Genomic DNA, 13,490 nt, shown 5'->3' with positions numbered 1-13,490 from the left:
CAAGCATGGCCGACCATTCGATCAGGCGACCGCTGCGGATCGGCATTGATGCCCGCTACCTCTCGCATGGGCTGGTAGGAGGCATTCATACCTATCTCACCAACCTGTTGCCGGCGCTCTTCGCCGTCGGCAGTCGTGAGCAATTCGTGCTGTACGCCGACGCTAAAGCGCCGTTTGAGCTACGCGAGCTACCGGCTAACGTAACGCTTCGCATTCTGCCATACCGAAATGCGTTATCGAGTATCAGCAACGACATCCTGGGTCTGCGACGAGCAATGGCAGCGGATCGGATCGACGTGGCGCATTTCCCGGCTAATTACGGATTTGGTCCGCCTGGCGCGGCAACGGTGATCACATTGCACGATGCGATCAACGTGATGCCCTGGCATGAGATTATCGCCGGTCACAACAAAGACCCGCGCTCGATTGCAATGATGACCTATCTTCATGTAATGACACGGCGCGCAGTCAGGCAAGCGCGCAGGCTTCTAACGGTGTCACACCATGCGCGCAACGACATTCTGCGCTACTGTCACTATGATGCAGCGGCTATCACGGTGACACCACACGGCCCACCGCCTGACATTCGGCGGATTACTGACGAGCGCGCGCTTAACGAGGTGCGGCAACGGTACGGTTTACAGCGACCATTTGCGCTGGCCGACGGGCTGAAAAACCCGGCTGTGCTGGCGCGAGCCTGGCCACTTTTGCCGGCAGACTTGCGCGCGCGGTATGAGATTGTCTTTTTTGCCCGACGAGAACCGTGGCCAGCAGCGCGGGCAGCGGTTGAGGCCGGCTACGCTCGCCTGATCCTGCGACCGCCGCGATCAGACCTGATCGCTCTGTTCTCAATGGCGGCGGCGTTTGTCTTTCCGTCATGGTTTGAAGGGTTTGGCATTCCCCTGCTAGAGGCAATGATCTGTGGCGCGCCGGTGATCGCTTCGGATCGCGGCGCGATCCCGGAAGTGGTGGGTGAAGCAGGATTGATCGGCGATGCCGAGGATGAACAGACCCTGGCCCGCCATCTTACCGCCGTACTCGGCGATCCGGAAGTGGCCGAACGGTTGCGTCAGGCCGGCTGGCGGCGCGCGCAACAATTTTCCTGGCAGCAGACAGCTCGACAAACGCTGGCCGCCTACTATGCAGCAGTCGCGCGCGATGATCGCGCCAGGGTCTGGATTGGAACGGCGCCGTGATCTGAACTGCTGTCTGATCGGTCTGGCAGTTTGACAGGAAGAAGAACGACCGCCAATCGCTGTATCGAGCTGGAATGCCATACACGATGATACTGGTTAGACCCAGAGGAGCCAATGCGTATCCTTATCCTCTCGACATGGTGGCCGGAACCCGATGACAATGGCTCGCGGATGCGCGCGATGGCGATCTTGCGCAATCTGGCTGCCCGGCACGAACTCCATCTGCTGGCATTTAGCCAGGGATCGCCGGCAGAGGTGCAGGCAAACGAGATCAGCCGACTCTGCCGGTCGTGGCGGGCCTTTCATCGGCCTGACCGCCGGCTCACAGTTACCGATCGGCTGATCAGCCTGACCAGCGTCAAACCGGCGTCGATCCGGGTCCGCTGGAGTCAAGAGTTTGCCAACGCTGTCTTGCAGGCAGCAAAACGCTGGCAGCCGGATGTTGTGCTGGCCTTACAGATCGATGTTGCGCTGTACGCCCGGTTGACACCTCATTTGCCAGCAGTTCTGGAAGAACTTGAACTGGCTACGATTCTGGAAGATTACCGGCGACAAACCGGTCTGCGTCGGTTGCGCAGTTTATTGACGGCCCTCCAGTATCGGCGTTATGTTGCCGCATTGCTTCCTTCATTTCAGGCCGTGACCACCGTCTCGGAACGCGAAGCCGATTTGATCCGACAGGTAGCCGGTAATCATACGACGCAGATAGCAATCATCTCCAATGGCGTTGATGCCGGCGCATGCGCCGCATACAGCTATCAGCCTCAGATTAACACATTGATCTATCCGGGCGCGCTCTCATACAGCGCGAACCTTGACGCTGTTAGCTTCTTCCTCAGCCAGATCTGGCTCCTGATTCGCGCCTGGCATCCTCAGGCGCGCTTTCGCATCACCGGCCCTGTAACCGACGAACAACGCGCAGCATTACCTGCGTTGCCCGGCGTTGAGTTTACCGGTTATGTGACCGACATTCGGCAGGTGATTGCGCAGCATATGCTCGAAGTGGTACCGCTTCGCGAGGGTGGTGGCACGCGGCTGAAGATTCTGGAAGCGCTGGCGCTGGGAGTACCGGTAGTCAGCACCAGCAAAGGCGCCGAAGGGTTGCGCCTCGAAGATGGAAAACACTTGCTGATTGCCGACACACCGATAGATTTTGCCGGTAAGGTCAGTCGCCTGCTTGCCAATCCGTCGCTGGCGCGACAGCTCGGCGAAGCCGGCCAGAAAGTCGTCGCCGAACGCTATGACTGGCAGGTGATCATTCCGGCGTTGCACGATCTACTGGAAACGATTGTTAATCAGAGGACACAGCGCTATGTCATGGCCCATCCCTGATGTCAGTATCGTTATCGTCAACTGGAATACCCGGCAACTGCTGCTCGATTGCCTGGCGGCACTACCGGCAGCAACTGCTGGAATCGAGCCTGAAATATGGGTCGTCGATAACGGTTCACACGATGGGAGCGTTGCCGCCGTCGCAGCGGCGTTTCCGGAGGTCTTTATTATTGCCAATCCTGACAATCGCGGCTTCGCGACTGCCAACAATCAGGCAATTCGGGCCAGTAGCGGGCGCTATATCTTCTTGCTCAACAGCGATACGGTGGCGCAACCGGGATCGATTGCCGATCTGGTTTGGTTTCTTGACGCGCATCCAGAGATCGGGGTCGCCGGCCCCCAGCTCTTGAATGCGGATGGCTCATTGCAACCATCGTGGGCATTGTTTCCCAATTTGTTGACCGAACTGACCGGCAAAAAAATTCGCTGGCGAAAGCCTTATCCAACCAGAGATGGAACACCGGCTTACGAAACCGACTGGCTCGACGGCGCAGCAATGTTGTTGCGGCGGGAAGTGGTCAGGCAGGTCGGTCTGCTCGACGAGTCGTATTTTATGTATACTGAGGAAGTAGACTGGTGTTATCGGATCAAACGCGCGGGATGGCCGATCTGTTATGTACCGTCGGCTCGCATCATCCATTTTGGCGGCCAGAGCAGTAAACAGGCAGCAACGCGCATGAAAGCTGAACTCTACTTCAGCAAACTGCGCTTTTTCGCCAAACATTACGGCAAAGTCATGACGCTTACGCTCAGCATAGGATTGCAGATGATCTTCTTCGGCAAACTGACACTGGGTAGCCTGCTGCTGATACTCGGTGGTGGTTACCATCCGCTCGGTAAGCTGTTTGTGCGCGATGGCGGCTGGCTGTGGGCGGCAATTGGGCGCAGAGTGCAACAACCACTGCTCCCAGAACGTTTCTAAAGGTCTGATCGCATGGCATCGCTGCTCAGTCGCATCGAAACACCGACATGGCTCGAACGCATCCCGCGACCGCTGCTCATCGGCGGAGTCGTGAGTGGAATTGCGCTCTACAGTGCAATCATTGGCGCGCTGTTTGGCAGTGGACGCCAGTTAGTAGCGCTGGCGCTGACCGCAGCGCCGCTTGGGATCATCGGGTTAACGCTCATTCTCTATCGGTTTGAGTGGTTTGTGCTCATGCTTCCACTCACCGGCCTGGCTATGCGTCCGCTGGCAGTGCCGGCGGGGAATGGCAGCGAATTACCGATCAGCATGCTCTTGACGCTGGCGCTGGTCGGAATCTGGATTCTGACCATGATCAAGCGGCAACGCTGGCAACTGGTACCATCACCGCTTAACAAACCGCTGATAGCCCTCATGGGGATCACCATGGTTTCGACCGTATGGGGGCTGTTGTGGTCAGATCCGATTCTCAACTGGTACATCATGGGCAACTTTCGCCTGGCGCAGATTGCTTCGCTCCTGTCATTTCTGGGATTGATGTGGACACCCCTGCTGGTAGGCCGGTTCATTCAGCACGAATGGCAGATCAAAGCCTATCTTGGCATGTTCATCGTTTGTGGCGGGTTGATGACCGCAGCCCAAACTTTTAGCATCAATCATGGTTTTTTGACCGATGCCGGGTTGTGGGGGCTATGGTTTGCGCTCCCACTGGCGGGGGTCTGTTATCTCATGCCGAACATCCACTGGGGGTGGCGACTGGCCGGGAGCGCGCTTCTGGTGTGGCATCTCTGGCTGGCAGCGGTGCGTAACTCACTCTGGATTTCAGGCTGGCTGCCAACCCTGATCGGATTGCTGGTCATGTCGTTCTTTGCTTCCCGCCGCATCTTTTTCATTCTCGTTATTATTGCTGCGTTGAATCTTGCGGTTGGACCTGGGCGCCACTATCTCGATCAGGTGATCAACGACAATATTGAAGAAGGCGGCCTGGGCAGATTGGAAATCTGGCAGCGCAATCTCTGGGTGGCGCAGCAGCACTGGTTATTTGGCACCGGCGTTGCCGGTTATGCGCCTTACAATATGACCTACTTTCGCGATGATGCGCGCTCGACCCACAACAACTATTTTGATATTCTGGCGCAGTTTGGCGTAGTTGGTCTGGGAATCTGGTTGTGGTTTGTGATCGCCAGCCTCTGGTACGGCTGGCGCGCGATCAAACTGGCCCCGCCTGGCCTCTTGCGCGCGACTGCGATCATCGCCACTGCCGGATGGATGGCTGCTCAGGCGGCGATGATGCTTGGCGACTGGATCTTGCCCTTTCTGTACAATCAGACTGTGGCCGGCTACAAGCACGCGATGTATAGCTGGGTCTTTGTCGGGCTGCTTATCAGCGTGCATCAATTGTCGCAGCGGGGTGAGGCGGCATGAAGATACGGCTGGCGCTTATCCTCCTCATGTGCTCTGCTTTGATCGGTATCGGCTACAGTGGTTCTGCCCACAGTCAGGGATTCTGGTCGAAGCCGATTGAAATTTCACCATTGCAATACGGTCAGGCGCCGTTGGAACAACTGGAGCGCCGATACGGCTGGTCGTGGCTGCCCGATACAGCATTAGGGCCGGATGGTAGTCTGCATATCGTCTGGTACGGTGGTCTCATCGTTGATCAACGGGCGGGTGGCACAATTGATCTGCTGATATATCGTCGCCGTAACGCCGATGGTTCTTGGACTCCGGTGCGTGAATTGATTGCGCCCGGGGTCGGCGGCTATACAGTGCGCGCCGGCATTGCGCTCGGTCGCGATGGCAATCTACATCTGCTCTACCGGGCCGGCACTCAAATTCGCTATGCGCGCGCCAGATGGGATGACGCTGACCAACCACAAGCCTGGTCAGACGAGCGCTTGATCAGCGATTCGGGCTATTACGTGGCGCTGGCAGCCGATCTGCATGGCGGTCTGCATGCCTTTTGGAGCGATATTGTGACCGAAAATACCAATCCACGCTGTTACCAGTGCGGCGAACTCTTCTACCGTCGCTCTATCGATGGCGGCAACACCTGGTCACCGGTTGTCAATCTCTCGCAGAGTGAGGATGGCGACAATCGTCCGCAGGTGTTGGTCGATGCATTCAATCGGATTCATGTGGTTTGGGATGAAGGAGCAGACTGGTATGCCGGGCAGGGGCAACCGCACTATGGGGTTTACCGCCGCTCTGACGATGGCGGATTGACGTGGACTGAACCGGTCAAGTTTAGCCTGCCGCCAACAACTGTACAGGCCATACGCCAGCAACTACGCGGAGCGAGCGATCTGCAGGGGCCACCGCTTGAGGCGGTGCAGCAAATCGCGTTGACCGTGGATAGCGCCGGAAATCCCTTTGTGATCTATCGTGGAGTTCGCAACGATCGTCTCTACTTTCAGCGCTCACTGGATGGCGGCAACACCTGGACGGCAGCAGTTGAGATCCCTTATGTGCGCGCCCGCAATATTGAAGACAACAATCTCGACTACTACAGCCTGGTCAGCGATAGCGCCAACAACGTGCATGCGCTGATCACCGGTTTTACCGGGGTTGTTGATTCAAACAGACCACCAGCCCTGATTCACATGACCTTCGACGGAACACGCTGGCTGACGCCGGGCATCGTCATGCAAAGCAACCTCTACCCGGAATTACCCCGACTGGAGATCTACAACGGCAATCAGCTTCATGCGGTCTGGTTTACCCGATCAAAGCTATTTAGCAGCGATAGCGACAGGCTCGAAGAGCGGGCGATTCACCAGATCTGGTATAGCACTGCGCAACTCAATCTACCGGCCCGTCCAGGCCTGCCACTCTTCACGCCAACACCGTTACCGGCGACGCCAACCACAATCGCCGCCGTAGCCGTTGCGCCGACGGCTACGCCGATTGCGCTACCCGACGAGATTCGCAACGCTCCGGCGTTGCAAGAACCAGTGCGTTGGGAGCTACACGGATTAGAGGCTATCGGCGCGGCACTGGCCTTAACAGTCATTGGAATTGGCGCAATTACCGGTTTCATTATGGTCATACGGTCACGCCGACCATAAGAGACCAGCAGGAGCATTGCGATGGCCATCTCGCAACCGACCAATCTGAGCGCGACGAGCCAGCGTGTCGAACCGCGGCTGAGCATCAACGCGGCGGAAGGGCGCTTTTACGGATTTGTCATTCTCGGTCTGATGCTGGTGATTTGGGCGCCGATTGTGTTTGCGTTCGTCACAGCGCCACCGGATCGGCAGTTTATGGGCGTGATCGACGGAGTGCCGGATCACAACCAGTATTTTGCCTGGATGCGCAGCTTTACGCAGGCCAACCTGGCTGCCAACCGACTAACGCCGGAGGTAAACGAACCGGCATTCTTCAACTTACTCTGGTGGGCAACTGCCCGGTTAAGCGTCATAACCGGTATCTCATACATCACGGCATACACTATCCTGCGGCTGATTGCCATTCTTTCACTCTTGGGGAGTCTGCTCATCTTTTTACCGCTGATCAATGACCATTCCCGCCAGCGCCAGATCGCATTCTGGCTAATCTGCACCGGTAGTGGGTTGGGAGTGATCTGGATTGTGGTCAAATACCTGGCCGGTTTGCCTGAAGCGCCCTTCCCGATCAGCATCTACACGGTCGAGCCGAACACCCTGGCGATCATGCAAGCCTTCCCGCACTTCACGATGGCCCTGGCGCTGATCATCACTATTTTCAGCCTTATGCTGCTGGCATGGCAGCGAAAGCAATCACGTTACGCTGTAGCGGCGGGTATTGTGGGAGCGGTGTTAGCGCTTCAACACGCCTACGATCTCTTGATTGTCTACGGGGCCCTGGGTCTCTTCGGCTTGCTGATCTGGTGGCGTGACCGTCGCTTCCCCACCCTCCTCTTCCAACAGGGTGTCATTCTGGCAATCTTTTCGGCGCCGGGGGCGCTCTATCTGGCTTATCTGGTCACCAGTGAACCAACCTGGGGGCGCAAACTCGATCAATTCGATAACGCCGGCGTTTTTACGCCCAATCCGGCACTGCTGGTCATCCTGCTGGGGGTGCCGTTGATCCTGGCCCTGGCTGGACTGCGCCGTCAAATGTTTCGCAGCAACGATGATCGTGAGATCTTTCTGGTTTCGTGGTTTGTCATCCACTTCGCGCTGATGTATCTACCGCTCAAGTTTCAAATTCACATGCTGCTCGGCTTACAGGTACCGATGATGCTGCTGGCAGCGCGGTTTATCGACGAACGCCTGATTCCACGTCTGCGCCAGCGAGGACGAACGGCGCTCGTGGTTGGAATGATCGCTGTTTTTGGTCTCAGTATGGTCACCAATGTGTACATACAAAGCTGGCGTTTCGTCTATCTGTCGCGTTACGAACAACCGCACTACTTGACCAACGACGAGATCGCTGCCTTGCAATGGCTCCAGCGCCACACGACTATCAACGATGTGACGCTGGCCGAGATCGAATTTGGCCAATTTGTGCCGGTCTGGAGCGATGCGCGAGCCTACCTTGCCCACTGGGCCGGCACGCTTGATTTCTTTGTCAAACGTGACAATGTGCGGATTGTTCTCGATCCGACCACGCCGCCAGAGCAGCGCCGGCAGATTTTGACCGAATTCGACGTATCGTATGTCGTGATGCGAGACAAAGACGGCTCACGTCAGGCTTTTCAGCAGCAAAGCAGCGAAGATGTGCAGGTAGTGTATGAAAATGAGACGGTTACAATTTATCGCGTCATTGCGCTGCGTGACAGATAAGCCTGCTTAACGATCATCTGGGAAACGCTTCAGCCGGTACAGGCAATACGTTCCAACCTGAAAGACCGGTTCGTACCACATGTGCAATCTATCCGGCGGCTCCATTTCGACCACCCGGTTTTCGGAGCCATCGAGCAGATAGGTTGCTTGCAAATCGGTTATGCTGCGCATTGCCGGTAGTTCGAGCGTTTTGCCGATCTGCTCGGCGATTTTCACTGCATAATACTCTTCAGGAATAGGAATAAAGAGACGGTCGCTATACATATGCACTTCCCACTGACCTGAAACGATCCGCTCTACAGGTGGAACATTGGCGTCAATGTAGGTTGCCATTGTGATGGCGGCAGTATCAACCGGCTCGAACACACGCCGAACGGTATTTTGGGCCGGCCATACGAGCACGATGATCAGGATTGAAATGACCAGCGCAACCAACGCCAGCTTCGTTGGTCGGTGTTGTGAACAGACAAGCTGGTTTCGTGTCCATTCCATCAGATCGCCGAGCGCCACTGCCAGTAGTATGCCACCGATGGCCCAAATCGGATACGCATACCGTGGCCAGCCGATGGAACCTCCGGCATACCAGGCCATCCAGATCAGCACGAAGACAATCAAGAGTTCACTACCCACACGACGAGGCGGTCGTACCGCCAGCGCATAGAGGGCAAGGGGAAATACCACCAGCAGATTGTGTTCGTAGAGAAATTTCAGGTTATTCCACCACAATGTGGGAGAAAACACGATAATTCTGCTCAGCGACAATTGCAACAGATCATATTGACCGGTTGCCGTTACGCCTGCTGCCCAAGACATTACGATCTGGAAGCCAGACCAGAGTGCAAATGCGGCGATGCAGAGCAGTGATGGCACAATCAGGAAAGAGCGAGCGAGATATTCGTGGCGATGAGCCAACCAGACGATGGTCAACGTCGCCACAATCATTGGCGCGAAGAGGTCTTTCGACCATACGGCTAAGACAAATGCAATCCAGGCCACAACCATTGCGCGCGAGCTTCCCGTTGCCGCGCGCGACCACCGCCAGCAGCCGAGAATGAAGAAGCCAAGCGCTGGCAGCTCACCGTATACCCACCGGCCCATGGTCACCGTATTCAGCCAGGGGGGACCGAAAAACAGCCATAACCAGACTGCGAGCAAGGCAATTCGCGAATCGTACCAGTCACGCATTGACCGGTACACAATCAGCGTACCAAGCACAAGCAGAGCGCCCATCACCGAGCGCGCCAGGATCAGTGATGGCTCAAACAGGGCAAAGAGCGCCATGATCGGCAGCAATACGACCGGACCGGTTGAGTCGCGCCAGTAGGCGTGAAAACCATCCTGGGTTAAGATTGCCCACCGCCCATAACGAACAACGTGTTTGATGAAATACAGTCGAAAACCTTCGTCGAGCGCCAGAAATTCAGGAAAGCCGGATAGATTGCAAAACGCCAAAAAAACGACCAGAAAAACAAAGGTTAGCACTAAACCTGCTTGGAGCACATTCCGCCAATACAATCGCTCTGCTACTATCATCGCTGAGCTTATCCTTGACGAGACAGTGTTTGCCTGTATACAGGTTTATCGAGAAACAAACAAACTCCAAAACACGAATTATCGCGATAAAGCTTTATTAGGAAATACTCTATCACTCTTACAACCATAAAAATATATAGAAAAAGTTTATTTTTCAAACTTTATCAGACACTAATAGCATCAATATCAGAACAAAAAGGTACCTTAGTACTATTCAACCGGCTGGTAAAGAACACTACAATGAATGATGTCATTATTCCCACCGTCACAAACATCCCAGCCCAACAAGTGAAAGAAGAGGGTCTATGAAGGTCTTCCTTCGCCTCATTACAATGCTTTGGCTGGTCGGTTCTCTGCTGGCTTGCGCCGCAAGCGTAGCGCCAATCTCTTCCGGTTCGATAGCGCTGCCAACACCCACATCAACATCAACCGCCACTCCGATTCAGCTCACCCAAACTGTAACCCGGACATACCTCCCACTCATCATTGGGCAACCGCCACCACCGCCACCCTCGCCGGCAGGCTGGTACCAGTTGGCCGGCAACCCACAACGCACCGGCTATTCCCCGGTAACCGTTCAGGGGCCATATCAGTTTCGCTGGATCTGGAACGGACCGGCTGGAGGCGGCGATACCGGGCCGGCATCAGATCATCTCGGCCTGCCCAAGGCGGTGCAGCCGGTCATCGGTAACGGTCTGGTGTTTGTTGGTCATAGCGATGGGATCGCGCGCGCGCTCCGCGTCAGCGATGGCAGCCTGGCCTGGAGCCGTTCAGTCGGTGGGCAGGTGCTGGGCACAGTAGCCTATCATCCCGGTCTGCGGCGGGTATTCGTGGGATCAACGAACGGTCGTCTGTACAGCTTGAACGCTAACGATGGCACCATTGTCGGCTCGTTCAACGTCGGCGGCCCCATTGAGATGTCGCCACTGCTGGTCGATGATGTCATCTTTGTTGGATCGATTATTAACAAGGGGCGAAACAACGGCGAAGGCACCAGCGGCCAACTGGTGGCACTCAATACCGCCGATCTGAGTCTGCGCTGGCAATACAATGCCAATGCCGGGTTGCTCGCTTCACCTGCCTATACCGCGCGCAACGGCGGTATGATTATCATCGCTGCCGAAGACAAGACAGTGCGCGCGCTCCGCGTCAGCGATGGTAGCCTGGTCTGGAGCCGAACGGTGAACGCTGGCCGCGATCCACAGCGACAGTGGACGGCGTTCCCGGATACCTATCCGGCAGTGTCGGAAGTTAACGGGGTCGTCATCATTCGTTCGTACTTTATGTGGCAACTGACATGGGCGCCTCCGATCCAGCAAACCGCGACGGTGGAATCGATTCGAACATTTCTCAGCCAGAATCCTTCTTATCAGTCCTTCTTCGTGCTCGATCTGGATACCGGTCAGCCGCGCTATGTAGCGCCGGTGTTGGGCGGCGGTATCGGCAATAACGATGATTACTACTCAACGCCGCCGCAGGCAGTGATCAGGCGGTTGAGTAGTGGCAGTGAGGTAGCGTATGTAACGTGGCGGAACAGCCAGGCCTGTCTTGACCCGAACAACTGTGACAGCCGCGAAGAAGGGGCAGTAGGTGAGATGGATTTAACAACCGGTAACATCCGGTTCATCGATGTTGACAAAAACGGCTGGCAATGGCGCATGCCGGTCGATGAACTGGGATCGATGACGATGGCCGGGGATGCACTCTTCTACTCGCACTGGATGTCGATGGCTGGAGTAAAGATTACCGATCGCTCACCGGCGCGCGGGAGCAGCGTGAGCAACCCGATCTTGACCAGCAAGCTGGTTGCAGTCACCAATTCGCTCGCTCCGGGAACATGCAACCAGCGAAATAGCGCGCAACATTACTGCCCAACCACCCACTACGATGCCGGTGGGGGCTATCTGCTCGGACCAGGATTCTATATCTACTATACCAGCCGTGTCGTCTACGATGAATTTTTTACGCCGCCGGTGTTTGGGCCGGCAATCGATGAAAACGGGGTTATTTACTGGAAGAGTGTTGATGGCGCCATTATTGCCCTTACGCCCCAGAGCGCCACTACGCCATAGCGGAATTGTTGGGCTGCTCACACTACTCTTCGTGATTGGTTGCGCCCCGGTGCCCCGACCGGAGGCGCGACCGACTCCGGATCTCGATCCGATCAGCGCCGAACGACGCGCAGTGCGCTTTGCTGCCGGTGATGGGATCATGCTGGCTGGCGAACTTACACTACCACGCAACCGGTCTCAGCCGGCTCTGGTCGTCATCATTCATCATTCCGGGCCGGTCGATCGTGACGCCTACGGCTACCTGGCCGAACTATTGGTGGCGCGTGGGTATGCGGTCTTCCGCTTTGACAAACGCGGCACCGGCGATAGCGAGGGTGTATATGGGTGTTGTGAAGCGGAAGATGCGCTGGCAGCCTATCGCGCGGCGGTAGCGCAATCTGGCATTGACACACGACGAGTATTTATCGTGGCCCAGAGTATTGGCACGCGCTATGTCGCGGCATCGTTCGCTGACTATGTTGCTGCCACACCGCCAAAAGGGGTTGCGCTACTCTCGAACTTGCTGGGGCCAGACGAAGTTATGGCGATCGTTGCGCCCATTCACATCATTGTTGCCGACAGCGAACCCGACCTGCAACGCATTGGACCTGATGCGGTTGCCGCTCACAATGCGCGCTGGCCAAAAAGCGCAAGCCTGTACATTGCCGAAGGGGCTGAACATACGCTGTTTGACATTCGCGACGGGCCGATTGATTGGAGCGATCCGGGTTGGGTGCGACGCTATCATCGGGGCGCAATGACAAGCTTGCTAGACTGGCTGGATGCGCAATCGCAACCGTGACATTGACGAAGCATATGAAGGACTGAGTGATAGTTTAATTGTTACTATAGTTTTACATTAATACCACCATTCCACCTGCGTAACGCTTCGCGCTACCGTCTCGCCCCGGAGAGTGCCGCACCTGAATACTGCTTGCTCGTTCGCGAGAGACTTCGCAGAGCTGTCGCGTCCCGGAGAGATACTCTGTTTTCGTTGCAATCCTCCTGAGATTGACACCTCTAGATGCATGCGTCAGCTCCCCACTCAAATATTATGTAAATATTTTTTCCCAAGCAAGAGGGGCAGTCGCTAACGCCAGAGTGTGCCGATACCGCGTCATTCACGACACGGCGCGCAACTCAGTAATACATCGACCACCCTCATATCTTATCGCTTACCAGTGCATCTATGAACTGCAACGATCAACCACCAAAGCGAAGTCTGGTATAAAGTAAAGATTTACCAGTTAAATAACTGTGCAAATTATCAGTGATTTCCGCAAATTACTGATAGTATTCATCAGAACAAAGAGTCGGCTCTGCCGATAATACAGCATCTTTATCCGATACTGGCGAGATCGCCTCTGTAACGAAATAATGTCGCTGTCCGAGAATGACATAATTTTCATCTCTGTGAAAAAATTTTTCAAAAGACCTTTAAACTTCCTTCTTACACTGACACTACCTGGTGTCAGATGGGGAGGGGTGCATTGAATACTCAGCGAATACCACCGCAATTCCTCAGGCTATGCAGTTCACTTATTGGAACAATTGTTCTGATTTGGATCATTGCTGGCCTGAATCCGGCAACACCGGTCTCTGCCACCATCCCCAATCGACAACCGTGGGTGCATCAGCCGGGGATATGCCCCCCCGCGCTGGAAGGCGCCGTCTTCGGGCGCGCCATTGA

10 protein-coding genes are annotated in these 13,490 nt (G+C 55.7%); 9 read left to right on the top strand and 1 reads right to left on the bottom strand.

Annotation, left to right across the window (positions count from 1 at the left end; translation table 11 throughout):
• Window positions 1-5 precede the first annotated feature (5 nt).
• From Q0650_RS10220 to Q0650_RS10195, 6 genes are all read left to right on the top strand, one after another.
• On the top strand, window positions 6-1,196 hold the full coding sequence (locus tag Q0650_RS10220) for a glycosyltransferase family 1 protein (RefSeq protein ID WP_298818600.1): 1,191 nt from the start codon (window positions 6-8) through the stop codon (window positions 1,194-1,196).
• A gap of 114 nt (window positions 1,197-1,310) precedes the next feature.
• On the top strand, window positions 1,311-2,528 hold the full coding sequence (locus Q0650_RS10215; protein WP_298818598.1) for a glycosyltransferase family 4 protein: 1,218 nt from the start codon (window positions 1,311-1,313) through the stop codon (window positions 2,526-2,528).
• Entirely contained in the window at window positions 2,509-3,450 is a 942-nt protein-coding gene (locus Q0650_RS10210) for a glycosyltransferase family 2 protein (RefSeq protein WP_298818596.1), read from the top strand. The genes Q0650_RS10215 and Q0650_RS10210 overlap by 20 nt, the downstream gene beginning before the upstream one ends.
• A 12-nt stretch (window positions 3,451-3,462) precedes the next feature.
• Window positions 3,463-4,875 carry an O-antigen ligase gene (locus Q0650_RS10205; RefSeq protein ID WP_298818594.1) on the top strand — a complete coding sequence of 471 codons (1,413 nt, stop codon included), beginning with the start codon at window positions 3,463-3,465 and terminating at the stop codon, window positions 4,873-4,875.
• Window positions 4,872-6,518: a glycosyl hydrolase gene (locus Q0650_RS10200; RefSeq protein WP_298818592.1), complete on the top strand. Its 1,647-nt coding sequence runs from the start codon at window positions 4,872-4,874 to the stop codon at window positions 6,516-6,518. Before Q0650_RS10205 ends, Q0650_RS10200 begins: the two co-directional genes overlap by 4 nt.
• 21 nt (window positions 6,519-6,539) lie before the next feature.
• The gene (locus Q0650_RS10195) at window positions 6,540-8,216 is read left to right on the top strand and encodes a hypothetical protein (protein WP_298818590.1); all 1,677 of its coding nucleotides are present in this window, start codon (window positions 6,540-6,542) and stop codon (window positions 8,214-8,216) included.
• Between the two features lie 6 nt (window positions 8,217-8,222).
• On the opposite strand, the gene Q0650_RS10190 is transcribed toward Q0650_RS10195, so the two are convergent.
• Complete coding sequence (locus Q0650_RS10190) at window positions 8,223-9,698, bottom strand: hypothetical protein (protein ID WP_298818589.1); 1,476 nt, start codon at window positions 9,696-9,698, stop codon at window positions 8,223-8,225.
• A gap of 356 nt (window positions 9,699-10,054) precedes the next feature.
• Here Q0650_RS10190 and Q0650_RS10185 point away from each other — a divergent pair, with 356 nt between their 5' ends.
• The 3 genes from Q0650_RS10185 to Q0650_RS10175 all read left to right on the top strand — a co-directional run.
• On the top strand, window positions 10,055-11,821 hold the full coding sequence (locus Q0650_RS10185; RefSeq protein ID WP_298818587.1) for a PQQ-binding-like beta-propeller repeat protein: 1,767 nt from the start codon (window positions 10,055-10,057) through the stop codon (window positions 11,819-11,821).
• Window positions 11,775-12,602 (top strand): alpha/beta hydrolase, encoded by an 828-nt coding sequence (locus tag Q0650_RS10180; protein WP_298818585.1) that lies wholly within the window; start codon window positions 11,775-11,777, stop codon window positions 12,600-12,602. The genes Q0650_RS10185 and Q0650_RS10180 overlap by 47 nt, the downstream gene beginning before the upstream one ends.
• 688 nt (window positions 12,603-13,290) lie before the next feature.
• On the top strand, window positions 13,291-13,490 hold a 200-nt coding region (locus Q0650_RS10175; protein ID WP_298818583.1), incomplete at its 3' end, for a hypothetical protein.

It is taken from the genome of uncultured Chloroflexus sp., assembly GCF_937129525.1.
Taxonomy (GTDB): domain Bacteria; phylum Chloroflexota; class Chloroflexia; order Chloroflexales; family Chloroflexaceae; genus Chloroflexus.
The sequence above is the reverse complement of the archived record's forward strand: the minus strand, read 5'-3'. Positions and strand labels throughout refer to the sequence as shown.